At 42.6% G+C, this 22508-nt stretch carries 26 protein-coding genes; 19 read left to right on the forward strand and 7 right to left on the reverse strand.

The annotated features are described in order from the left end of the window. Nucleotides 1-68: 68 nt before the first annotated feature. The 5 genes from IWX76_RS14225 to IWX76_RS14245 all read right to left on the reverse strand — a co-directional run bounded on the left by IWX76_RS14225 (nucleotide 69) and on the right by IWX76_RS14245 (nucleotide 4829). Nucleotides 69-551 (reverse strand): DUF4112 domain-containing protein, encoded by a 483-nt coding sequence (locus IWX76_RS14225; RefSeq protein WP_196860656.1) that lies wholly within the window; start codon nucleotides 549-551, stop codon nucleotides 69-71. A gap of 144 nt (nucleotides 552-695) precedes the next feature. Then, entirely contained in the window at nucleotides 696-1241 is a 546-nt protein-coding gene (locus tag IWX76_RS14230; RefSeq protein WP_196860657.1) for a DUF4199 domain-containing protein, read from the reverse strand. 18 nt (nucleotides 1242-1259) lie between these two features. After that, nucleotides 1260-1931, reverse strand: a complete 672-nt coding sequence (locus IWX76_RS14235) for a hypothetical protein (protein WP_196860659.1) — start codon at nucleotides 1929-1931, stop codon at nucleotides 1260-1262. After that, complete coding sequence (locus IWX76_RS14240) at nucleotides 1924-3186, reverse strand: dihydroorotase (protein WP_196860661.1); 1263 nt, start codon at nucleotides 3184-3186, stop codon at nucleotides 1924-1926. Before IWX76_RS14240 ends, IWX76_RS14235 begins: the two co-directional genes overlap by 8 nt. 137 nt (nucleotides 3187-3323) lie before the next feature. Beyond that, entirely contained in the window at nucleotides 3324-4829 is a 1506-nt protein-coding gene (locus IWX76_RS14245) for a L,D-transpeptidase family protein (RefSeq protein ID WP_334641964.1), read from the reverse strand. Between the two features lie 256 nt (nucleotides 4830-5085). Between IWX76_RS14245 and hisG the strand changes: the two genes are divergently transcribed. The 10 genes from hisG to IWX76_RS14295 all read left to right on the forward strand — a co-directional run bounded on the left by hisG (nucleotide 5086) and on the right by IWX76_RS14295 (nucleotide 13668). Beyond that, entirely contained in the window at nucleotides 5086-5940 is an 855-nt protein-coding gene (hisG, locus tag IWX76_RS14250; protein ID WP_196860662.1) for an ATP phosphoribosyltransferase, read from the forward strand. A gap of 68 nt (nucleotides 5941-6008) precedes the next feature. Continuing rightward, entirely contained in the window at nucleotides 6009-7307 is a 1299-nt protein-coding gene (gene hisD, locus IWX76_RS14255; RefSeq protein WP_196860664.1) for a histidinol dehydrogenase, read from the forward strand. Next, entirely contained in the window at nucleotides 7297-8337 is a 1041-nt protein-coding gene (hisC, locus tag IWX76_RS14260) for a histidinol-phosphate transaminase (RefSeq protein WP_196860666.1), read from the forward strand. The genes hisD and hisC overlap by 11 nt, the downstream gene beginning before the upstream one ends. Nucleotides 8338-8398: 61 nt before the next feature. Beyond that, on the forward strand, nucleotides 8399-9532 hold the full coding sequence (gene hisB / locus IWX76_RS14265; protein ID WP_196860668.1) for a bifunctional histidinol-phosphatase/imidazoleglycerol-phosphate dehydratase HisB: 1134 nt from the start codon (nucleotides 8399-8401) through the stop codon (nucleotides 9530-9532). Then, entirely contained in the window at nucleotides 9529-10122 is a 594-nt protein-coding gene (gene hisH / locus IWX76_RS14270; RefSeq protein ID WP_196860669.1) for an imidazole glycerol phosphate synthase subunit HisH, read from the forward strand. Before hisB ends, hisH begins: the two co-directional genes overlap by 4 nt. Before the next feature lies 1 nt (nucleotide 10123). Beyond that, entirely contained in the window at nucleotides 10124-10873 is a 750-nt protein-coding gene (gene hisA / locus IWX76_RS14275; protein WP_196860671.1) for a 1-(5-phosphoribosyl)-5-[(5-phosphoribosylamino)methylideneamino]imidazole-4-carboxamide isomerase, read from the forward strand. Nucleotides 10874-10877: 4 nt separating this feature from the next. After that, entirely contained in the window at nucleotides 10878-11633 is a 756-nt protein-coding gene (gene hisF, locus IWX76_RS14280) for an imidazole glycerol phosphate synthase subunit HisF (protein WP_196860673.1), read from the forward strand. Beyond that, nucleotides 11630-12220, forward strand: a complete 591-nt coding sequence (gene hisIE / locus IWX76_RS14285; protein ID WP_196860674.1) for a bifunctional phosphoribosyl-AMP cyclohydrolase/phosphoribosyl-ATP diphosphatase HisIE — start codon at nucleotides 11630-11632, stop codon at nucleotides 12218-12220. Before hisF ends, hisIE begins: the two co-directional genes overlap by 4 nt. Further along, on the forward strand, nucleotides 12220-13116 hold the full coding sequence (locus IWX76_RS14290) for a WD40 repeat domain-containing protein (RefSeq protein ID WP_196860676.1): 897 nt from the start codon (nucleotides 12220-12222) through the stop codon (nucleotides 13114-13116). Before hisIE ends, IWX76_RS14290 begins: the two co-directional genes overlap by 1 nt. 75 nt (nucleotides 13117-13191) lie before the next feature. After that, nucleotides 13192-13668, forward strand: a complete 477-nt coding sequence (locus IWX76_RS14295; RefSeq protein WP_196860677.1) for an OsmC family protein — start codon at nucleotides 13192-13194, stop codon at nucleotides 13666-13668. Nucleotides 13669-13672: 4 nt separating this feature from the next. Here IWX76_RS14295 and IWX76_RS14300 read toward each other — a convergent pair whose 3' ends face one another. Beyond that, complete coding sequence (locus IWX76_RS14300) at nucleotides 13673-14440, reverse strand: C40 family peptidase (protein ID WP_196860679.1); 768 nt, start codon at nucleotides 14438-14440, stop codon at nucleotides 13673-13675. A gap of 65 nt (nucleotides 14441-14505) precedes the next feature. Here IWX76_RS14300 and IWX76_RS14305 point away from each other — a divergent pair, with 65 nt between their 5' ends. Further along, entirely contained in the window at nucleotides 14506-14958 is a 453-nt protein-coding gene (locus IWX76_RS14305; RefSeq protein WP_334641971.1) for a universal stress protein, read from the forward strand. A gap of 66 nt (nucleotides 14959-15024) precedes the next feature. Here the strand turns inward: IWX76_RS14305 and IWX76_RS14310 are convergent, their stop codons facing one another. After that, complete coding sequence (locus IWX76_RS14310) at nucleotides 15025-15375, reverse strand: 4Fe-4S dicluster domain-containing protein (protein ID WP_196860681.1); 351 nt, start codon at nucleotides 15373-15375, stop codon at nucleotides 15025-15027. A 75-nt stretch (nucleotides 15376-15450) separates the two neighbouring features. Between IWX76_RS14310 and IWX76_RS14315 the strand changes: the two genes are divergently transcribed. The 8 genes from IWX76_RS14315 to IWX76_RS14350 all read left to right on the forward strand — a co-directional run bounded on the left by IWX76_RS14315 (nucleotide 15451) and on the right by IWX76_RS14350 (nucleotide 22504). Further along, complete coding sequence (locus tag IWX76_RS14315; RefSeq protein WP_196860682.1) at nucleotides 15451-16476, forward strand: acyl-CoA reductase; 1026 nt, start codon at nucleotides 15451-15453, stop codon at nucleotides 16474-16476. A gap of 61 nt (nucleotides 16477-16537) precedes the next feature. Continuing rightward, entirely contained in the window at nucleotides 16538-16741 is a 204-nt protein-coding gene (locus IWX76_RS14320) for a fructose-6-phosphate aldolase (RefSeq protein ID WP_196860684.1), read from the forward strand. A 2-nt stretch (nucleotides 16742-16743) separates the two neighbouring features. Continuing rightward, a complete protein-coding gene (locus tag IWX76_RS14325; RefSeq protein WP_196860685.1) occupies nucleotides 16744-17427 on the forward strand; it encodes a cell division ATP-binding protein FtsE in 684 nt (227 codons plus the stop codon). Nucleotides 17428-17551: 124 nt separating this feature from the next. Next, entirely contained in the window at nucleotides 17552-18145 is a 594-nt protein-coding gene (locus tag IWX76_RS14330; RefSeq protein WP_196860686.1) for a nucleotide exchange factor GrpE, read from the forward strand. A 4-nt stretch (nucleotides 18146-18149) separates the two neighbouring features. Continuing rightward, on the forward strand, nucleotides 18150-19334 hold the full coding sequence (dnaJ, locus tag IWX76_RS14335) for a molecular chaperone DnaJ (RefSeq protein ID WP_196860687.1): 1185 nt from the start codon (nucleotides 18150-18152) through the stop codon (nucleotides 19332-19334). 73 nt (nucleotides 19335-19407) lie between these two features. Next, a complete protein-coding gene (locus IWX76_RS14340; RefSeq protein ID WP_196860688.1) occupies nucleotides 19408-20130 on the forward strand; it encodes a DUF72 domain-containing protein in 723 nt (240 codons plus the stop codon). 130 nt (nucleotides 20131-20260) lie between these two features. Beyond that, nucleotides 20261-21166, forward strand: a complete 906-nt coding sequence (locus IWX76_RS14345; RefSeq protein ID WP_196860689.1) for an ABC transporter ATP-binding protein — start codon at nucleotides 20261-20263, stop codon at nucleotides 21164-21166. 3 nt (nucleotides 21167-21169) lie between these two features. Further along, nucleotides 21170-22504 (forward strand): ABC transporter permease, encoded by a 1335-nt coding sequence (locus IWX76_RS14350; protein WP_196860691.1) that lies wholly within the window; start codon nucleotides 21170-21172, stop codon nucleotides 22502-22504. Nucleotides 22505-22508 lie beyond the last annotated feature (4 nt).

The raw sequence follows: 22508 nt of genomic DNA on the forward strand, positions 1-22508 counted from the left end.
GGTAAGATGTATATAGCGATGACTGTTATTTAACACAGGTGGTTATGAATAGCATTGACTGTTAAGCATTAAAACCAACTAAAAATCCATTGTGCAAGTTTAACCATGGTGAAGACCAGGATGGCGAGCAGGATGATTAGGATAATGACGGTGATTATAATGACGTTTTTACCGCTGCCCTGGTGTTTACCTTCGATGTAATGCTCGCGCATGAGTTTGAGGTTGCGGGTGTTGGATTTGAAGAAGAAGTCGAAGATTTGCCCGATGATGGGAATGGCGCCGATAGTGGCGTCAAGCAGGATATTGAGGCACATTAACACCACAATTTTGTTGCTGGCTCCTTTTTTAGCCATGGCCAGGAGCAAGCCGCCGGAGATGATGAAGCCTGAAATATCACCGATGCCGGGGATCAGGTTCATGACTGGATCGAGGCCGAACCTGAATTTAGTGCCGGGAAGACGGAATTGTTCGTCTAAAAGGTAGGAAACAGATTTAATCCAGCCTGTTCCTTTAGGCAGCACGTTATCATTTTGGTAGGGCGTTTCTGGCATGCACTATAAACGTTGATAGGTGTCAAATTGTTTATTGCTAGTTAAACATTTCTGGACACTGATAAAAGCCGATAAAAAAAGGCGGTGAAGCTGAGCTTCACCGCCTACGAAAAAATAAGTTATTTAATTCGGAAGTTGTTGTAATTAGTACTCGTCCAAAGGTTTAACTTTCTTTAATACGGATGCGCCGATCAAACTGATCACCAATCCGAAGAAAGTGTAGGTAATGGCCGCACCGAATCCAATAAAGAATACCATATAAGAACGCATCATTTCAACGCCCTTAATTTGATTCTCATCGTCTCCTGCTGCTTCTAAAGCGTTATCCATCAGCAATACAAAGGCTGGGGTATCTAACACTTTATAATAAAGTATTAAGATGACCGCTATGAACAGGCCAGTGTAGGCCGCTACTTTAAAACCTGCAGAAAAAGCCCTGCCGAAGGTAATGTACCCCCCTAATTCTAAGCGGTGGGTATATTGAACATAAATAATAGCTAAAATGAAAGGAATGTATGACAAGGCCGATGAAACGATTTTCTCTGCCATGGAAAGATTAGGGTCGCTGGTATTGATACCAAGCCACTTAAATACATAAATCAGCACTAAAAAATACACCGCATAAGCTGCCGCTGCTTTAAAAGCCAACATGTTTGGCTTTTTTTCCATTTCAACTAGTTGTTGCTCCATTTTATAGGTTTTAAAAGGTTATTCTGCGTTAAATTTAGCAATTAACGTGTAAACCGCACCATCAAAACCAGAATTTGTGCTGTAAGTTTCTAAATCGGTTATAATTTGCTCACTATACTTCGGCTGGTGAAAGAAAGCCATGAATGGAACGAATAATTCTTCCATCTCCTCGCCTAAATCTACCATGCCTGCGTGACTGCAGATATCTTCGATACTGCTTTCTGCCAACTGTTGGTTGCTGATTAAGTCTTCATAGATATGGAACTCATCCTGAAACTCATCTTCTTCCACCAATAAAAACTCTTTTAAGAAATCACCAAGCTCTGGTTTGATTTTCTCATCATGGCATTCATTGATGTACAAAAGCAGGTTTAATAACTCTGTTCCGCGATCGATCGTATCTTCTTCAATGGCTATCCATTCGTCAGAATCCAGGTAATCTTCATCCAGTTTCTTCATGTCGCTTGCGAAGAAATTGATCATCAACAGGTCGAAAGTCACCTCTCTCAATTCTTCAAAAGCAGGATATTCATCAAAAGCAGCATCAAATGCTTCTACTTTTTCCATAAAACCAGTGTCCTGGTTAAATGCCGCTGTAAGTTTTTGTTGTAAATCCGCAGCTTCTGTTCCAGAAGCGGTCGCAAATTTAGCTAACGACGCAATTAGCGCACCTTCTACTTTACTATCCATATACTTGAAATTGTTTATTATTATACACCAACATGACCTTGCCGGTTAATGTTTGATTTAACAAGGGCGAGTTGGCCGACTTGCTATAATTGTTTGCTGCCGTGTACTGCCATTGTTCGTTGGTATTGAACAGGGTGAAGTTTGCTTGTGCACCGGCTTCAATCACAGGTACAGGCAAATTCAGGATGCGTCTTGGCGCAATAGCCAGTTTAGCGGCAATCTGCTGGGCATCTAATCCGGCTTTGACCAATAGTGGTAATGCGGTTTGTAAAGCGATAATGCCATAAGCGGCGATTTCAAACTCTACGTCTTTATGTTCTATTTCATGTGGACGGTGTTGCGCACTAATCGCATCTACTGTTCCGTCTGCCAGGCCATTTAACAGGGCCTCAATGTCGGTATCACCCCGTAAGGGTGGCTTTACTTTGTAATTGCTATCGAAATCGTTCAGTAATTCTTCTGTGAATACCAGGTGGTGTGCTGCCACATCGCAGGTAATTTTGGCACCATCTTTTTTCGCTTTTTTAATCAGGGCTACTGATCCTGCCGTCGAAATGTTATGGATGTGCAAAGGGGCATCATGGAAACAGGACAAATAAATATCGCGTGAAATCTGCATTTCTTCGGCCAATGCCGGAATGCCTTTCATACCCAGCAATACACTGGTGGCGCTTTCATTGACTTGTGCCTTACCAGCGATCGACTTGTTTTCTGGGTACACCATTAACAAACCATTAAAACCTTTGGCGTATTGTAAGGCCCTGCTCATGAAACCATCATCAGTAATGGGTTTCAGTCCGTCGGAAAAAGCCACGGCACCTGCCTGCTGCATATCGTACAGCTCAGCCATCTCCTTACCTTCCAGGTTGAGGCTGATGGCCCCTACCGGAAAAATGTCGACTAATAATCCTTTTGCTTTGTTCACCACATAGCGCACCTGTGATTTGGAGTGTGTAACGGGTTCTGTATTGGGTAATACGGCTAGCCCGGTAAAACCACCTGCACTGGCTGTGGCCGAGGCCGTATCGATATCTTCCTTGGTTTCAAAACCAGGATCACCGATCGCACAGTTGAGGTCAAAAAATCCTGGACTAAGGTATGCGCCCTGACCATCGAAGGTCTCTTCTCCAGTTTGGGGAGTAAGCGCTGCAGCGATGGCGGTAATTTCACCATGCTCTACACGTACATCACAAATCTGTTGATTAAACTGGCTACTGGGGTCGGCAATGGAAACGCCTGTGATCAGAAGGTTCATTATTTTGTATATTCTTTGTCGTTAAAAAATCGCATCAGTTTATTTCAACCGCTAGAAAAACAGCACACAAAACTAGGCAATTTTCTATAAAACGAGGTGACTATTTAAGGAAAAAGGGGGTAATACGCGATTTTATGTTACAAATAACGGCGCAGTTTATTCCAAAGCTGCTGATCCATGCCATATACATCGGGCCTTACCTGCATCACACCTTTATCCCACCATGCCGTTGTGTAATTGATGTATAAGGGTACCTGAGGTTTTGCAGAAAACCAGGTTGGTTTTAATGTGTAAGTGGAAGCCGTATCTCTTTTCTTCGCCAATTTTTTATGAAAAACATCCATACGTGAAGTATCCAGGGGTGCTAAGTTGACCTCCATCCGCAGCTGGTCGTACTGGTATTTGTCTTTCACCAGGTGTTCTGCAAACTCTAATGGGCGCTCTACACGTACACAACCGTGACTTAAGGCACGGTAAGGTCTGCTGAAGCCTGATTTACTATTGGTATCGTGCAGGTAAATGCTCGACCCGTTTTTGAAAATGAATTTAAATTTACCAAGGGCATTACCACCGCCAGAACCTTGTTTGAACTGGAAAGGTAGATTAGTTTTGCTGTAACGCGACCATTGGATGGTATCGGGATTGGCCACCAGTTGCCCCTTGTAATACACATTCATGTTATTATTTGATAAATAATAAGGATCGCGGGAAGCATGAACGTAGATTTCATTTTTAGCAATACTGGACGGAATGTTCCAGATGGGGTTCACCTGGATCGAACTCAGCTTACTGTACATCACCGGGGTAGCATGTTCTACCTTGCCCACCACCACTTTCATCCGGCTTAGCGTATCACCGTCTTTAAACCAGGTTAACGCAAAATCAGGGATGTTCACCTCTACATATTCAGTGCCTTTTTTCGGGATTTTCCAGCGCAGGCGTTCCATGTTCACTAAAATGGTTTTTAAGCGTTTATTCGTAGTATCTGTAGTTTTGTATTTCTTCAATTCATGCTGAAAGGCTTTATAATCGGCAGCTTTTGGCTGGATTTCTTTTAAAATTACTGACAGATCCTGTGTTTGCAGTACCTGCGTTAACCTGACACTATCGGGCCTTCTGACAGACATAAAATACCGGTTAAGCAGTTTACCCGGGTTTAAACTGCCATAAAAGACCAGGCTGTGGTATTTAATCAACGCTTCGGCTGCTGTAATTTCCAGATCGGCCAGCAAAGGATATAATTCTTCAATTTTCTTAAATTTATTCGAATCCAGTGTAGATTTTAAGGTGACTAAACGCTCTGCATCGAAGTTTTCAGGGTCATATCCATGCTCTCCACTCCTTTCCAGGTACGAAATTAAGGTGTCTAAACCCCCATTAACATAATGTTCATTAACCAGTTGTGGCGAAAATTCATGTTTTATATAAAAACTTTCTAAGGTATTTGGATTCGATAATTTCTGCCTCGTGGCCGCAAACTGCTTTTGGAAAACAAGGCGGTAGGCAGCGGTATCAAAATCCTTATAAAGCTTGTTTTTGAAATGCTCAGACAAGATTATGCCGGTTTCAGGGATATCCCGATTCCAATGGCATGCCTGTAAAATCAGACCAAGAAAGAGGGCCAGGTAAAGTTTATTTTTCAAATCTTAAGGGTGTTGGATCTGGCTGTTGAAGTCAAATAAAGTGCCATATATTTTGATTTAGGTAAATCAATTTTTATATTTGACTGATCTTTAGATGCTCCGCATCCATATAAGGAATAAATAAAAATGAACAAACACTTGAACCATCACTTACATTTGCACCATCGCCAATTGGCGATGTATATGTAATGTTTTGTACTTCAAAACTTGTTTCCGAATATTTTTATTTTCTTGTTCCTTACCTTAATCAGCACTAGTGAAAACACTTAAAATAGCTATCCAGAAATCTGGTAGATTAAACGAAAAATCCGTTGAGATCCTAAAAAATTGTGGCCTTTCTTTTGAAAACTACAAGAGCTCCCTTATTACTTCCGTAAACAATTTCCCTTTAGAAATCCTCTTTTTGCGCGACGATGATATTCCTGAATATGTTCAGGATGGCATTGCCGACCTGGGTATTGTTGGCGAAAATGTGATCGTAGAAGCGGGTGCGCAAGTCACCTATTTACAGAAGCTCGGCTTCGGAAAATGCACCCTGAAAATTGCCGTTCCCAACCAAAGTAATATCGACTCCATCCAGCAATTGGAAGGCCTGGCGATTGCCACTTCTTACCCTGTTATTCTGGAGAAATTCATGAATGATAACGACGTAAAAAATGTGCAGATCAGAACCATTTCAGGCTCCGTAGAAATTGGTCCGGGACTGGGTTTAAGTGATGCCATTTGCGACATCGTTTCTACCGGCGGAACTTTAAAAAGTAATGGCTTAAAACCCTTTGCTGAAGTGATGAAATCGGAAGCGGTTTTGATCGGAAAAGAAGGCTCAGAGTTAATCCCTGAAGTACAGGAATTGCTACAACGGATCCGTTCAGTGATGCGTGCAAAAGAGACCAAATATGTGGTGTTAAATGTGGCGAAAAAAGACCTCGAAAATGTGGTTAATTTATTGCCGGGTGTGAAAAGTCCGACGGTTGTTCCATTACATGAAGAAGGTTGGGTTGCCGTTCACTCTGTAATTGCGGAACAGGATTTCTGGGAAAAGATCAACCTGCTGAAAGCTGCCGGTGCAGAAGGAATTGTAGTGATGCCAATTGAAAAAATCATCACCTAATCTCCTGTTTCAAGTCAAAATAGCGCTAAATACGCATTAACTATTAGTTAATTATAAATTATAACACCTTGAAAATCTACAACTATAAACAATTATCTAAACCAGAAGTGGAGAACATCTGTTTGAGGCAGCTGGAGGATGATAAAAGTATTGAGGACCGGGTAAAAGACATCATCGGCAAGGTAAAAAGCACAGGCGACCAGGCTTTGTATGCCTACGCTGAAGCTTTCGACCGGGTGAAACTGGAACGCTTATACCTGGATCAGGAAGAGCTCAGCGCCCTGGCGGCTACCATTCCTGCCGATGCCAAAGCTGCAATCGACCAGGCTTACGCCAACATCAGGTTGTTCCATGCTTCGCAAATGAGCAAGGAAGCTGCCGTAGAAACCATGCCAGGTGTGTCTTGCTGGAGAGAAACCCGCGCTATTGAGCGTGTAGGGCTCTATGTGCCGGGGGGAACGGCTGTTTTACCGAGTACCTTTTTGATGTTAGGCATTCCCGCTCAACTGGCCGGATGTACGCAAATCACCGTATGTTCACCACCGCAACCTGATGGCAAAACCAATTGTTTCCTGGCTTATTGTGCGGTGCTTTTAGGCATCGACAGGATCTATTTAGCAGGTGGCGCACAAGCCATCGCCGCCATGGCTTACGGCACAGAAAGCATTCCAAAAGCAGATAAAATCTTTGGTCCGGGTAACAGATATGTCACCTACGCGAAACAGTATATACAATCGAATACACAAACGGCAATCGACATGCCGGCAGGTCCTTCGGAGGTTTTAGTGCTTGCAGATGATACTGCCAATCCGTCATACGTTGCGGCCGACCTGCTTGCACAGGCTGAGCATGGTGTTGACAGTCAGGCAATTTTGGTAGCTACCTCAATGGAATTAATAGATAAAACGCTATTAGCTATTGAAGAACAATTAGCTGTACTTCCAAGAGCAGAAATCGCTTCGGCAGCCATAGCCAATTCATATGCGGTTTTAGTAGACAACCTGGAAGAAGGAATGAAATTTTCCAACACTTACGCCCCTGAACATTTAATCATTGCCACAACAGCTTTTCAGGGGCTTATTCCGCTGATCAGCAATGCTGGCTCCGTTTTTCTGGGCAACCTTACACCAGAAAGTGCTGGCGATTATGCTTCCGGAACTAACCATACCTTACCTACAAGTGGCTTTGCTAAAGCCTATTCAGGCGTTTCAATTGATTCATTTGTGAAGAAGATCACCTTTCAGCACATTAGTCCTCAGGGATTAAAGAACATTGGACCCACCGTAGAAGTGCTAGCCGCAGCAGAGGGGCTGCAGGCACACAAAAATGCAATCACTATTCGTTTAGAAACACAAGATGGATATTAATAACCTACAACGCGAAAACATCAAAAACCTTCATCCCTACTCTACCGCAAGGGATGAATATAAAGGGCAGGCCAGCGTTTACCTGGATGCCAATGAAAATGGATATGGTTCTCCATTGTCTCATAACTATAACCGCTACCCTGATCCTTTGCAACTGGACGTGAAAGATGCGATCAGCAAAATCAAAGGGGTACCGATCGAAAACACCTTCCTGGGCAATGGAAGTGATGAGGCCATAGACCTCCTGTTCCGTGCGTTTTGTGAGCCCGGAATAGACAACGTCATCGTGCTTCCGCCTACCTATGGGATGTACCAGGTTTCGGCGCAAATCAACAACGTGGAGATACGCAAAGTGAACCTCTTGCCGAACTTCCAATTAGACCTGGAAGGCATCGCTGAAGTGATCGATGAACACACCAAAATGATCTTTATTTGCTCGCCAAATAACCCTACAGGAAACTCCATTATCCGCACCGATATCGAGACGATTTTAGCAAATTTCCAAGGCCTTGTGGTCATCGATGAAGCCTATATAAATTACGCCAAACAGAAGACCTTTATTAGTGAATTAACGGAGTACACAAACCTGGTTATTTTGCAAACTTTTTCTAAGGCCTGGGGCCTTGCCGGACTCCGTTTAGGAATGGCTTTTGCACCCCGTCCGGTGATCGATATTTTGAACAAAGTGAAGCCGCCTTACAACATCAACCAGGCTACGCAAGACCTGGCTTTGGAAGCCTTAAAAAATGTAGGCCAGGTGAACGATTGGATCAAACAAACCGTTCAGGAAAGAACCTTGTTAAGCGAGGCTTTGCTGGAACTGCCCATGGTGAAAACCGTGTATCCTTCGGATGCTAATTTCATCCTGGTGAAAGTGGAAGATGCCAGTAAAACGTATAACGCTTTGGTAGACCAGGGCATCATTATTCGCGACCGTTCCAAGGTGGCTTTATGTGAAGGCTGCTTAAGAATTACCATCGGCACACCCGAAGAAAACAATACCTTATTACAATTTCTGAAAACGTTATAACCACACCTTAGGCAACTCCATTAGTAATTGCTTGAGGACCTGAAAAAACCAATACACAAAAATGAAAAAAGTACTTTTTATAGACCGCGATGGAACCCTGATTACCGAACCCGCAGATGAACAAATCGATTCTTTTGCGAAATTAGAGTTCTATCCGCAATGCTTATACTACCTGTCGAAAATTGCCCGTGAACTGGATTTTGAACTGGTGATGGTGACTAACCAGGACGGTTTGGGCACCAGCTCACACCCGGAAGAGAACTTCTGGCCCGTGCATAACTTCATTATGCAAACCCTGGCCAACGAAGGCATTGTATTCTCGGAGGTGGTGATCGACTATACTTTCGCCCATGAAAATGCGCTTACCCGTAAGCCGAACACAGGTTTATTAACGAAATACTTTAATGGCGATTACGATTTAGCGAACTCTTTTGTGATCGGCGACCGCATCAATGATATTGTTTTGGCTAAAAATATGGGTGGTAAAGCCATCTGGCTGGCTAATAACCTTACTTTAGGATCGCTGGAGCTATCACAGACTGCCGATGACTTAAAGGAACATGTTGGCCTGAAAACGCAGAACTGGATGGATATCTATACCTACCTGCGCGCAGGCAGCAGAACGGTACACCATGAGCGCAATACGAATGAAACTAAAATTAGCATAGACATTGACCTGGATGGTACAGGGCAAGCAAAAATCCACACGGGTTTAAACTTTTTTGACCACATGCTGGATCAAATTGCCCGTCACGGCAGTATAGACCTGAATATAGTAACCCAGGGCGACCTGCATATTGACGAACACCATACCATTGAAGATACCGGTATTGCCCTTGGCGAGGCTTTTGCTAAAGCGATAGGTAATAAATTAGGACTGGAGCGTTATGGTTTCTGCTTACCGATGGACGATTGCCTGGCACAGGCAGCCATAGATTTTGGTGGCCGCGCCTGGATTGTTTGGGATGCTGAATTTAAGCGTGAAATGGTGGGCGATGTGCCTACAGAGATGTTTTACCATTTCTTTAAGTCCTTTAGCGATGCCGCAAAATGTAACCTGAACATAAAAGCAGAAGGAATTAACGAACATCATAAAATTGAGGCTATCTTTAAAGCCTTTGCAAAGGCGATTAAAATGGCCATTAAACGCGATGCCGAAAAATTGGTGTTGCCAAGTACTAAAGGCGTATTATGATAGGAATTATAAATTATGGTGCTGGAAATATCTTTTCCCTGACCGCTGCTCTGGAGCGGCTGAACATCCCTTATGGCATGGTGAATACCGCTGAAGAGTTGGATCTATATACCCACATCATCATTCCTGGCGTGGGCCACGCCGGCACCGCCATGAAAAAGCTGGTACAGACGGGTTTGGTAGAACCGATAAAAGCACTTAAAAAACCAGTATTGGGGATATGTGTAGGTATGCAATTACTTACACAACACTCTGAGGAGGGTGATGCGGAAATGATGAACATTTTCCCCATCAAAACCAAGTTGTTTGATAAGAAGAACAACATTAAGATCCCTCATATGGGCTGGAACAATGTAACCTTTGAAAACAATCCTTTACTTCAAGGTGTTGATAATCAAGCACAATTTTACTTTGTTCACTCCTATTATATAGAATATAATTCTAGATTTGATGTTGCCAGGGTTAATTATGGTGTACCTTTCTCTGCTGCAATTCAAAAAGACAATTTCTATGGCGTACAATTTCATCCAGAAAAATCCGGTGCTGCCGGTGAACGTTTATTAATAAATTTCTCAACCTTAAAACAATAAAATGTATATAATTCCCGCAATTGATATTTTAGATGGAAAAGTAGTTCGCCTGAGAGAAGGTGATTACAACCAGAAAACTGAGTATGATGTTTCCATCGCCGAAATGATTGAAACCTATCGCTCCAACGGCACTGAATTCATACATATTATTGACTTAAATGGTGCTAAGGGCGACTTTAGCAACCAGAAACAGCTTTTTGAAATCATCAGTAAAACGGATATGCGTGTACAATACGGAGGCGGTATCCGCACCATTGAGCAGGTAACCAATTTGCTTGATGCTGGTATACACCGTGTAATTGTAGGTACACAAGCCATCACTAACCCTGATTTCCTGGCTGAATTGAGCAGAGAAGTAGGTAAAAAATATGATTATGCCAACCGCATTGTCATCGCTATTGACGTATTGGATGAAGTGATCAAATACTCGGGCTGGATGGAAAGCTCGCCAATTAAATTGATGGACTACATTGACAAATGTCTGGCCCTGGGTTTCTTCCGATTCCTGTGTACTGACATCAATAAAGATGGTAAACTGGGTGGTGCAGCGATTGATCTATATGAAAAACTGTTAAGCCACAGTCCTTTTATCAAGTTAATCGCTTCTGGCGGAATCAGCTCCATGCAGGACATTGAGGACCTGAGTAAATTAGAGATCCGGTCGGTTGTAGTGGGTAAAGCGATCTACGAAAACAGGATCACCATCGAAGAAATTAAACAATGGAACTTGCGCGCCATGTCATCTTTATAGGCCCATGTTAAGTAAACGTATCATTCCTTGTCTGGACGTAAAAGACGGCCGGACGGTAAAAGGAGTAAATTTTGTAGACTTAAGGGATGCCGGAGATCCGGTAGAACTGGCCTGGCAATACGCGCAGCAAGGTGCTGATGAGCTGGTGTTTTTAGACATCACCGCCACCAACGAACGCCGTAAAACCATGCTGGAGATGGTAAAATCAGTAGCCAGGCAACTAAATATCCCCTTTACCATTGGTGGAGGCATTACTTCCATTGCCGATGCGGAGGCTTTGCTGAATGCTGGTGCCGATAAAATCAGCATTAACTCTGCCGCCGTAAAAAACCCTTTATTGATTGAAGAATTGGCTAAAGCCTTCGGTGTACAATTTGTTGTACTGGCGGTGGATACCAAATTTGTTGGCGACAAAAACCTGGTGCACTTAAATGGCGGCCGACTGGCTACCGAGCTGGAAACCGAAACCTGGATTAAACAGGCCGAAAACCATGGTGCCGGTGAGATTCTGTTAACGTCTATGGACCACGATGGCACCAAACAAGGTTTCGACAATAATTTATTAGCTAAAGTTTGTGCCAGCATCAACATTCCGGTCATCGCTTCAGGTGGTGCGGGGTCTGTAGCCGACTTTATAGACGTATTTACAAAAACAGGTGTTGATGCAGCCCTGGCAGCTTCCGTTTTCCATTATGGTGAAATCGCCATTCCGGATTTAAAAGCAGCGCTGCAAGAACATAGCATACCAGTGAGGTTATGAATATAGATTTTGAAAAAAGTAATGGCCTGGTGCCTGTAATTATACAGGACTTCCAGACTTTAGAAGTATTAATGCTGGGTTACATGAACCCGGAAGCCTGGACAAAAACTCAGGCAGAAGGCATTGTAACCTTCTTTTCGCGTACCAAGAACCGTTTGTGGACCAAAGGAGAAAGTAGTGGCAACTTTTTGCATGTGAAAGAAACGCATTTAGATTGTGATAACGATACGCTGTTAATTAAGGTAAACCCGGTGGGTCCTACCTGCCATACGGGAAGTCGCAACTGCTTTAATACTACCTACAACCAGAATTTCATCTTTGAACTGGAAAACATTATTGCAGATCGCTATGCGAATCCAACGGAAGCTTCTTATGTAAATAGCTTACGCCAGAAAGGCCTTAACAAGATTGCCCAAAAAGTTGGCGAAGAAGGTGTAGAAACCGTAATTGCTGCTTTAAATGAAACAGATGTAGACTTTGTTAACGAAAGTTCTGACCTGATTTTCCATTTATTGGTACTGTTAAAAGAAAAAGGTAAATCATTACAAGATATTGCTTCCAACCTGGAAGGCAGACATAAAAAATAATGTTAAAACTATCAACCACCTTAACCGGACACCAGAACCCTATTTACGCTTTGGCGAAAGCCGAAGACCCAAACCGCTTTTATAGCGCGGGTAATGATAAGGGTGTGGTCGAATGGTCACTCCACGATATGGCCTTCATTAAAGTGATCCTGCCTGTGCAAAGCTCTGTTTATGCTTTGCACCGTATTGGGAATTTGCTTTTTGTTGGGCAACGCAGTGGCGCCATCCTGGTTTTTGACCTGGAAGCGAATAAGTTGATCACCAGCTTGAGTTTCCATGAAAAAGGGGTATTTGATTTAAAAAGCATCGTTTCCAAAAACGAATTGTTAAGCACCGGAGAAGATGGAACAGTGGCGGTATGGTCGCTGGCCGACTTTTCCCTGCTGTACCATTTTCCGGTGTTAAAGAATACCATCCGGGTAATTGCCATCAGCAATGACGAGAAAGAAATAGCACTGGGTGCTAAAGACGGGCTGATCAGGATTTATAATGCGGAAGATTTTACGCTGCTGAATGAACTGGACAGCCATACGATGCCGGTAACGTCCATACAATATGATCCAACAGGGAATTACATGATTTCTGGAAGTCGCGATGCACAGTTGAAAGTATGGAACCTACCCGATTACAGCCTGGCCAACACCATCCCTGCACACCTCTTTAGCATTTACAGCATTGCCTTCCACCCTGTTCTACCCTATTTTGCGACCTGCAGTCAGGATAAAAGTATAAAAGTGTGGAGCAGCAATGATTTTAAATTGTATAAAATATTGAGTAACGATAAGGGCGTTGAAGGACATTTCCATTCCATCAATAAAATGATCTGGAGCGAAGACGGGAAATATTTGATTTCTACAGGCGACGACCGCCAAATTAAAATCTGGGAATTCTCCTAATCCTGCTAAAAACAACCTTATAATTATTTAGAAATGATCGGCGGATTGTTTAAATTGCTTTAAACTAATTAGGATATGGCAAAGGAACATGAGTACCAAACCAATTTGGTTTGGGCAGGCAACAAAGGATCTGGAACAATGGATTACCGATCGTATGACAGGAGTTTTATTATTTCTATAGCTCATAAACCGGATATTTTGGGTTCATCAGATTCGGCTTTTCTGGGCGACAAAGAGAAGCACAATCCTGAAGACTTGCTGGTTTCGTCAATTTCTTCCTGCCACATGCTCTGGTACCTGCACCTGTGCTCTACAAACGGCATCATTGTATTAGATTATAAAGATACTGCTGTAGGTAAAATGATGGAAAATGCAGATGGCAGTGGCCGGTTCAAAGAAGTGGTACTGCACCCGGAAGTGACCATTTCTGACGAGTCAGCCATGGAAAAAGCCCTTTCCCTGCATGCGGAAGCCAACAAAATGTGCTTTATCGCCAATTCATGCAATTTCCCGGTAACACACCAGCCGCAATGCCTGGTGGAAAGCACCTAAATATTTAGATAAACCTTTTGATGATGCGGAGCTTATGGCTGTACCGTTGTAATTCCTGGCTGTAAATACCCTGGTCGTCAATAGGGTCTATTTTTACTTTTCCGGAAGCATGAATAATACGGTCGTGACTTAACAGAATACCCACATGGATAATCCGCCCTTCTTCGTTATCGAAGAAGGCAACATCTCCTGGAAGCACTTCAGGAAGGAAATCTACCGTGGTTCCCATGGTGGCCTGTTGAGAAGCATCGCGTTTTAGCGTGATACCAGCCATTTTATACACCGCTTGTACAAATCCTGAACAATCGATCCCAAAGGAGGTCCTTCCTCCCCATTGGTAAGGGGCATGCTGGTAAAACAGCGCTAATTCTACCACATCAGCAGCCGTACGCTGGCTGAATTCGGCTAAGGGTTTAAACTTTACTTCAAACCTGGTCTCACCGATTTGGCAATGCCCATCAGCATATTGTGGCAAACTGCTGCTGGCGGCCAGGTAATAGCGACTGCCATCAGGGGCAACCAGTGTATTGTCTATTTGGGGTGGTGCCAGGAAGTGGCTGGTTTCAGGCTTTTCGATGTGGGTAACTTGTTTAAAATCTACCCAACCCTCGTAATCATCATGGAGCGTACGGATACGCAACCAGCGGTCAATCTTTTCCAGCAGCAAAACCTGATCGCCAAATAATAGCTGTGAAACGATTTCGGCCTGGTCATTCGCCTCTGCCCGTATTGGCGCCACTGTTACCCGGCAAATTGCGTATTGTTGTTCCATAATAATCCCTTAAGCCATAAAAATAGGCGTAAAATTGTTATTTTTATATATAAACCAGTAACAAGATGATGAATATTAAGAAAATAATGATTGCTGTTGATAACAGTACCTGCTCTGAGAAAGCCGCCAGGATTGGCTATGAAGTAGCGAAGACCTTTGAGGCTGAAGTTGCCCTGGTAAATATTATTGAACCTATTCCGGCTAATATTAATCCGGACCTGACCTTGGCGCCTGTTTTTCTGGAAACTTATGATAATAGTGAAGAAAACAGCCATGTGCTGTTAAAAGAAATAGAAAATAAATATGGTTTAGGCATACCGACTACTTATTTAAGTGTGGTAGATAGTGCGGCACATGGAATTATCCAGCAAAGTGATGCCTGGGGTTCGAACTTAATTGTGATTGGCACTTATGGCCGTACAGGCTTGTATCACTTTTTAATGGGAAGTGTAGCCGAGCATGTGGCCCGTAAATCGGCTTGCCCGGTGTTAATTGTACCTAACAAAGCAGATATTTAAATACGCAAAAGGCCGGTATCATGTAGATGAACCGGCCTTTCTCTTTCAAAAATATAAGGCAATTTCTTAACCTTCCTGGTGTAACCAGGCTTTTTTCGCTAATAGTTCTTCTTCAGTTTCCCGAACGTCTTCATCATCTACACAACAATCTACCGGGCAAACCGCAGCACATTGAGGTTCATCATGAAACCCTTTACATTCGGTACATTTATCCGATACGATATAATACACCTCGTCCGATACCGCATCCTGAGCTGCCTCTGCATCCATCTGAGCGCCACCGAAATCGATAATTCCATTTAAATTGGTACCATCAGAAAATCTCCAGGCTGTGCCCGCGTCGTAAATTGCATTATTAGGGCATTCCGGCTCACATGCTCCGCAGTTAATACATTCGTCTGTTATTTTAATTGCCATGTCTTCGTCTATATCTATTGCTAAGTTTACCTTTGCATGCAAATATAACACTTATACTTTAATTATAGTTTGAATATGTCCATTCTAAGCGCAGAAAAAATTAAAATTGCTTTCAAAAAACTCAGTGCATTTCTCGGTCAGCCAGACGAGCATTTTACCAATATAATCTTGTCGGCCCCCAACCATAATGCCTGGTTTACGCGTGAAGAAGTAGAACGTTCGCTGGCCGCATTTCAGGCCATGCTGAATGATCAGGACATCGAAAAATGGTTTGAAGGCATTACCGTAAGCGATAAACCTAAAAAAGTTGGTTTAATTTTAGCTGGAAATATTCCGATGGTGGGTTTTCACGATGTGATCTCGGTACTGGCTACCGGCAATATTGCACTGATTAAACTCTCCTCTTCGGATGATAAACTGTTACCAGCATTGTTAAGCGAACTGGTAAAATACGAGCCGTTATTTGCTGACCGAATTGTATACACTGAGCGTTTAAAAGAATTTGACGCCATTATTGCAACAGGAAGTAACAATACGTCGAGGTATTTTGAGTATTATTTTGGCAAAGTGCCTAACATCATCCGCAAAAACCGCAATAGTGTAGCCGTTATTAGCGGAAATGAAACACCAGAGGAACTTCAGCGACTTGGACATGATATTTTTGACTATTTTGGTTTAGGTTGTCGCAATGTATCGAAGATTTATATTCGGGAGGGTTTCGACATCAAGTACTTTTTTGAGCCCCTTGAAACGTATCTGCCGATCTTTAACCATTTTAAATACAATAACAATTACGATTATAACAAGTCGATTTACCTGGTGAATGGCGCCAAACATTTCGACAACGGCTTTTTGCTGTTAAAGGAAGATACCCAGATCGCTTCGCCCCTGGCCGTGTTATATTATGAAACCTATACCGACCTGGCTAGCGTTGAACAAGCCCTTAACGAACAGGCAGAAAATATTCAATGCGTGGTGACACAAACGCCATTAAAGATAAATGCCGCCTGTGCTGGATTCGGCGAAAGCCAAAGTCCGAAGCTTTGGGATTACGCCGATAACATCAATACCATCGATTTTTTAAACAAACAAATTAACTAATCGAGGCGTATCAAGCCTGTCCATACCTTTATTCTCAGTTGGAAATACTATTTTTGATGCTATGTATGTTATTAAAGTAAAAGGCATTGCCAAAATCCCAGACTACGTACAGTTGCGGGATGAGAAGTTTACCTTACTCGCATACTTCAGGGTAGACCGGCCGGATAAGTCATTAGACAAATTGGGTTTAGGCGATAAATTACCTTATATAATGGATATTATTAAAGATTTGCCTTTTGGGCAGATCAAAAAACTAGATATTTAAGCATGACAGGAAACGCAGTGATAAAGTTAAATAATGTTGATGTTTTTCAACAGAAACACCTGGTTCTATCAGATGTTAACTTAAGCATCGACAAAGGCGAATTTGTATTCTTGATTGGCCAGACTGGCTCGGGAAAGAGTAGTTTATTAAAAATCATTTATGGCGACCTGAAAATCGGAAACGGCGAAGGTGTAATTGCTGGTTTTGACCTTAAGAAACTATCTGACCGTGATGTTCCCTATTTAAGAAGGAAACTGGGCATTGTTTTCCAGGATTTTCAGTTGTTAACCGACAGAACAATAGAAAAAAACCTGGAGTTTGTATTGAAATCGACAGGCTGGACGGATAAAAACCTGATTCAGGAACGCATTAAAGACGTGTTGGATAAAGTAGGTCTTCGTTCGAAGATTAAAAAAATGCCACATGAAATTTCTGGTGGTGAGCAGCAGCGTATTGTAATTGCCCGTGCCCTGTTAAATAATCCGGAGATTATTCTTGCCGATGAGCCTACAGGAAACCTGGATCCAGACACTTCTGAAGAGATTGTAATGTTGCTGAAACAGATCAGCCAGAGTGGTACCGCTGTTTTAATGGCCACCCATGATTACCACATTATCCGTACCCTACCTTCCAGAATCATCAAGTGTGAAGGTGGAATGGTGCAGGAAGACGCTACTTTCGTCTAATATTTCTGACAAAAATTACTATTTCAGCCATTCTGTACAGTATGATTTATTTTAAACTGACAGCATGGCTGATATCATCCATTGGCAACACTTTTGAGTTGACCAACGAAACTTATACTGTACCATGTTTAGCAAGAAGAAGAAAAACGAAAACGAAAATCCGCTAGAAGGAAACCCCGCTGTAGAGCAGGTAGTTGGTGATCAGCCTAACGAAGAAACAAACTCCATCCATACAGAAGAGGCTTTACCTGAGGCTCCACAAGAGCCTTCTGCAGAAGAAAAATTGGAGTTAGAAAATGCAGCCCTTAATGATAAATATTTACGCTTATTTGCAGAATTTGATAATTATAAAAGACGTACGCAGAAAGAACGCGTAGAGTTATTACAAACTGCAGGTAAAGATGTGCTGGTTTCTTTATTAACGGTACTTGATGATTTCGATCGTGCAAACAAGGCCAATGAAAACGCTACAGATGTTGCAGCAGTACAAGAAGGTGTAAATTTGGTACATACAAAACTAAAAAGCATCCTGACACAAAAAGGATTGAAGGAAATGGAAAGCATCAATACTGAATTTGATACCGACCTTCATGAAGCCATCACTAAAATTCCAGCGCCAAGTGAAGATTTAAAAGGCAAAGTGGTTGATGTGTTGGAGAAAGGTTATACGTTAAATGACAAAGTTATTCGCTTTGCCAAAGTGGTAGTGGGTAGTTAATATTATGAGCAAAAGAGATTATTATGATGTGCTTGGGGTGGCTAAATCCTCAACCGCTGACGAGATAAAAAAAGCTTACCGTAAGCTGGCTATTAAATACCACCCTGATAAAAACCCTGACGATAAATCGGCAGAGGATAAATTCAAGGAGGCTGCAGAAGCATACGAAGTTTTAAGTAATCTGGAGAAAAAACAACGTTATGATCATTATGGTCATGCTGGTGTTGGCGGCGCATCAGGCGGTGGCGGCGGCTACGGCGGTGGTGGAATGAACATGGAAGATATCTTTAGCCAGTTTGGCGATATCTTTGGTGGTGGCGGCGGCGGCGGAAGCCCTTTTGATAGTTTCTTTGGTGGCGGCGGTGGCGGTGGCCAGCAACGTGGCGGCCGACGGGTAGCTAAAGGTTCTAACCTGAGAATTAAAGTAAAACTGACGCTGGAAGAAATTGCCAACGGTGCAGAGAAAAAGATAAAAGTTAATAAACAGATCGTTTGTAAAACCTGTGAAGGTTCTGGCGCTAAAGATCGTTCTTCGATCAGCACCTGCAGCACTTGCGCCGGACAAGGTTCTGTACGCCGGGTAACCAATACCATTTTAGGACAGATGCAAACAACTGCTACCTGCCCTACTTGTAATGGTTCTGGTTCACAAATTACATCTAAATGTACTTCATGCCATGGTGAAGGTACCGTTCGCGGGGAAGAAACCATTACCATTAACATCCCTGCGGGTGTGAGTGATGGCATGCAGTTAAGCATGAGCGGCAAAGGTAATGCCGGCCCTAACGGCGGTGTACCGGGAGATTTAATCATTCTGATTGAAGAGATTCCTCATGAAACCTTAAAAAGAGAAGGTAACAACATTGTTTACGATTTACATGTAAGTATTGTTGATGCTGCTTTAGGTTACAGTGCTGAAGTACCTACCATTGATGGTAAAGCGAAGATTAAGATCGAAGCAGGTACACAAAGTGGTAAACTGTTACGTTTAAAAGGAAAAGGTATTCCAGAGATCAATTCTTACCACCGTGGTGATGAGATTATCCATGTGAACATCTGGACGCCTAAGGCTTTAAGTGTGGAAGAAAGAATGTTACTGGAAAAATTAAGGGATTCTCCGAATTTCAAGCCTCAGCCAGGTAAGAACGACAAGAGTTTCTTTGAGAAAATGAAAGAATATTTCGAATAATAATTAATATAATTTGCAAAAAAGCCACCTCATCAGGTGGCTTTTTTGTTATACAGCAAATTATTTAGCGCATATGGATTGGAGAATTGGTTGCTCAGGTTTTTATTACAAGGAATGGAAAGAAATATTTTACCCCGCAGGATTAGCACAAAAGAACTGGTTTGAATATTATTGCCAGCACTTTAACACCATTGAAATTAACTCGACTTTTTATAAAATGCCAGGCCCTAAAACTTTTACCACCTGGAACGAGAAAAGTCCTGACGACTTCCTTTTTACCATCAAAGCACCCCGGCTCATTACGCATTATAAAAAGTTTAATGAGGTGGATAGCCTCATGAGTGATTTCTATGGGACCATCAGAGAAGGTTTGCAGGACAAACTAGGGGCGGTGCTGTTTCAAATGCCCCCAAGTTTTGTGTATACCGAAGAACGACTGGCCATGCTGTTACAGCACCTGGACCCTGCATTCCAGAACGTGGTTGAGTTCAGGCATCTTTCCTGGTGGACAGAAGAGGTATTTCAGGCTTTAAGGTTACGTCAGGTAAGTTTTAGTGGCATCAGTTATCCATCGGCTTTGCCTGATGAGGTCATTGACAATACAGCTACGCTCTATTATCGTTTTCATGGCAAACCGGTGCTCTATAAATCCTTATATGCGATGGAAGAGCTGGAAAACTTTGTTAAACAGGTGGACCCCGATAAAAAACAGGTTTATGTGTATTTTAACAACACCTGGGGACAGAGTGCATTGATCAACTCGAGGCAATTGCAGGACTTAACAAAAGTGCTTTAAAATTATTTTTATTCACTTACATCAATTAAATTTAGAATTTCTGTAATGTTTTACCAGTTTTGGTTACTAATGGTTAACCTTACCGTTTAACGGAAAAAAAAACTTACTTATTCTAACCTAATTAATAAAGATGCTTCAAGTAAACAATATTGTAAAACAGTATGCTTCGCACCGCGCATTGGATGATGTGAGCCTGACGATTGAAAAAGGAAAGATCTTTGGTTTGCTGGGGCCAAATGGGGCCGGTAAAACCTCACTGATCAGAATCATTACCCAAATTACCGCTCCCGACCAGGGCGAAGTGCTTTTTAATGGCAAGCGTTTAAACTCCGATCATATTGCCCAGATTGGTTACCTGCCCGAAGAAAGAGGTCTTTACAAGAAAATGGAAATTGGCGAACAGGTATTATACCTGGCTAAATTGAAAGGCTTGAGTACGCAGGAAGCCACCAAACGTATCAAACATTGGTTTGAGAAGCTGGAGATGGGAAGCTGGTGGAACAAAAAAGTGGAAGACCTAAGTAAAGGGATGCAGCAGAAGGTACAGTTTGTAGCGACTGTATTACACGAACCAGAACTGATTATTTTAGATGAGCCTTTTTCTGGCTTCGACCCGGTGAATGCAGCAATTATCAAAGACGAAATTCTGGAATTGAATAAAAAAGGCGCCACTTTTATCTTCTCTACGCACCATATGGAATCTGTAGAGGAGCTGTGCGACAACATCGCTTTGATTAACCGTTCTAAAAAGATCCTGGATGGCGCTGTAGACGACATTAAAGAACAATACCGTAACAATACCTTTTGGGTAGAATACCACGGCGTACACGACCTAAAACAGGTAGCACCGGCTTTTGAAGTACTGGAAACCGATATTTATAAAGGAAATTCAAGGATTAAAGTGCAGTTACAGCCTGATCAAAGTGCCAACCAGCTGTTAAGTGCAATTTTGCCTTACGTTTCGGTAAGCAGACTGGAAGAGGTCATTCCGACCATGAACGACATTTTTATAGAAAAGGTTAAACAAAAAAACTAAGCCATGAATAAAGTACTACTCATTATACAAAGAGAATACCTGTCGCGCGTTAAAAAGAAGTCGTTCATAGTGATGACTTTGCTTACCCCATTAATTGTTGCCATTTTTTATGGCATGATGTTCTACTTCTCCTATAAAGGCGTAAGCGGCACACACAATAAAATAGCGGTAGTCAGCGAAAATGCTAACCTTACCGAACAGTTGGCCAACAACAAGAACCGCACGTACACCTATGTGAACAAGCCCCTGAAAGATATGAAGGGCGAGTTAGACAAGTCTGGCTACGATTACCTATTGTATATCCCCTCTTTTGAGCTTAACCAGCCACAGGGTATACAAGTATTGGGTAGCAAACAAGCAGGACTTACCTTATCAAGCAATATTGCTAATGACATTGAAGACCTGATCAGTAACCAGAAACTAAAATCGTCAGGCATTTCGCAGCAGGATCTGGATAAGTTAAAAACGGCTGTTGACATTGATACGAAGAAGATTAATGAACTGGGTCTGGAGGAAGATTCCAGTGCAGGTGCAAGCACCGTTATTGCCTATGTAGCCGGTATATTGATGTTTATGTTCATCATGCTTTATGGTATCCAGGTGATGCGTGGGGTAATTGAAGAAAAAACAAGCAGGATTGTGGAAGTGATGATCTCATCGGTGAAACCTTTCCAGCTGATGATGGGTAAAATCATTGGTATCGCCCTGGTGGGCCTAACGCAGTTTTTGCTGTGGATTGTGTTAACCGCCAGCATTTCTACCCTGGTGATGAAGGTATTTGTAGACAAAGATACCTTGAAAGAAGCAACCGCAGCTTCCAGCACCACCCCTGGTGGAATGGCCAATACGCAACAAATGGAAGCAGCAGGCGACGACACTTTTGCGAACATCCAAAAGAGTGTGGCTAACCTTAATGTAGCCAAAATTGTAACCGTGTTTATCTTTTTCTTCCTGGGTGGATACCTGTTCTACAGCGCTTTGTATGCAGCCATTGGGTCGGCGGTAGACAGCGAAACGGAAACCCAGCAGTTTATGTTTCCGGTAATGATGCCACTGCTGTTAGGCTATGTGTTGTCTTTAAGTGTGGTGACCAATGATCCTTATGGAACCATGGCTTTCTGGCTTTCGATGATCCCCTTTACCTCTCCTATTGCGATGATGGTGCGTTTACCATATGGCGTTCCAGATTGGCAGCTGGCTTTATCGATGGCCATGCTGATCATAGGTTTTATTGGCACGGTTTGGGTGGCGTCACGCATTTACCGTGTAGGTATTTTAATGTACGGCAAGAAAACCAATTTCAGAGAGATGTTGAAATGGTTCACTTATAAAAACTAAAAAC

The sequence above is a fragment of the Pedobacter sp. CAN_A7 genome (genome assembly GCF_015752175.1).
In the GTDB taxonomy this organism is placed as follows: Bacteria; Bacteroidota; Bacteroidia; order Sphingobacteriales; family Sphingobacteriaceae; genus Pedobacter.

What these genes read in the sequence shown, in the direction of transcription:
- IWX76_RS14345 (WP_196860689.1), top strand. Translation starts at nt 20,261, where the DNA reads ATGCTTCAAGTAAACAATATTGTAAAACAGTATGCTTCGCACCGCGCA.
- dnaJ (WP_196860687.1), top strand. Translation starts at nt 18,150, where the DNA reads ATGAGCAAAAGAGATTATTATGATGTGCTTGGGGTGGCTAAATCCTCA.
- IWX76_RS14290 (WP_196860676.1), top strand. Translation starts at nt 12,220, where the DNA reads ATGTTAAAACTATCAACCACCTTAACCGGACACCAGAACCCTATTTAC.
- IWX76_RS14340 (WP_196860688.1), top strand. Translation starts at nt 19,408, where the DNA reads ATGGATTGGAGAATTGGTTGCTCAGGTTTTTATTACAAGGAATGGAAA.
- hisH (WP_196860669.1), top strand. Translation starts at nt 9,529, where the DNA reads ATGATAGGAATTATAAATTATGGTGCTGGAAATATCTTTTCCCTGACC.
- IWX76_RS14320 (WP_196860684.1), top strand. Translation starts at nt 16,538, where the DNA reads ATGTATGTTATTAAAGTAAAAGGCATTGCCAAAATCCCAGACTACGTA.
- IWX76_RS14295 (WP_196860677.1), top strand. Translation starts at nt 13,192, where the DNA reads ATGGCAAAGGAACATGAGTACCAAACCAATTTGGTTTGGGCAGGCAAC.
- IWX76_RS14235 (WP_196860659.1), bottom strand. Translation starts at nt 1,931, where the DNA reads ATGGATAGTAAAGTAGAAGGTGCGCTAATTGCGTCGTTAGCTAAATTT.
- IWX76_RS14325 (WP_196860685.1), top strand. Translation starts at nt 16,744, where the DNA reads ATGACAGGAAACGCAGTGATAAAGTTAAATAATGTTGATGTTTTTCAA.
- IWX76_RS14230 (WP_196860657.1), bottom strand. Translation starts at nt 1,241, where the DNA reads ATGGAGCAACAACTAGTTGAAATGGAAAAAAAGCCAAACATGTTGGCT.
- IWX76_RS14330 (WP_196860686.1), top strand. Translation starts at nt 17,552, where the DNA reads ATGTTTAGCAAGAAGAAGAAAAACGAAAACGAAAATCCGCTAGAAGGA.
- IWX76_RS14310 (WP_196860681.1), bottom strand. Translation starts at nt 15,375, where the DNA reads ATGGCAATTAAAATAACAGACGAATGTATTAACTGCGGAGCATGTGAG.
- hisC (WP_196860666.1), top strand. Translation starts at nt 7,297, where the DNA reads ATGGATATTAATAACCTACAACGCGAAAACATCAAAAACCTTCATCCC.
- IWX76_RS14240 (WP_196860661.1), bottom strand. Translation starts at nt 3,186, where the DNA reads ATGAACCTTCTGATCACAGGCGTTTCCATTGCCGACCCCAGTAGCCAG.
- hisF (WP_196860673.1), top strand. Translation starts at nt 10,878, where the DNA reads ATGTTAAGTAAACGTATCATTCCTTGTCTGGACGTAAAAGACGGCCGG.
- IWX76_RS14315 (WP_196860682.1), top strand. Translation starts at nt 15,451, where the DNA reads ATGTCCATTCTAAGCGCAGAAAAAATTAAAATTGCTTTCAAAAAACTC.
- IWX76_RS14305 (WP_334641971.1), top strand. Translation starts at nt 14,506, where the DNA reads ATGATGAATATTAAGAAAATAATGATTGCTGTTGATAACAGTACCTGC.
- hisB (WP_196860668.1), top strand. Translation starts at nt 8,399, where the DNA reads ATGAAAAAAGTACTTTTTATAGACCGCGATGGAACCCTGATTACCGAA.
- IWX76_RS14350 (WP_196860691.1), top strand. Translation starts at nt 21,170, where the DNA reads ATGAATAAAGTACTACTCATTATACAAAGAGAATACCTGTCGCGCGTT.
- IWX76_RS14225 (WP_196860656.1), bottom strand. Translation starts at nt 551, where the DNA reads ATGCCAGAAACGCCCTACCAAAATGATAACGTGCTGCCTAAAGGAACA.
- hisIE (WP_196860674.1), top strand. Translation starts at nt 11,630, where the DNA reads ATGAATATAGATTTTGAAAAAAGTAATGGCCTGGTGCCTGTAATTATA.
- IWX76_RS14300 (WP_196860679.1), bottom strand. Translation starts at nt 14,440, where the DNA reads ATGGAACAACAATACGCAATTTGCCGGGTAACAGTGGCGCCAATACGG.
- hisA (WP_196860671.1), top strand. Translation starts at nt 10,124, where the DNA reads ATGTATATAATTCCCGCAATTGATATTTTAGATGGAAAAGTAGTTCGC.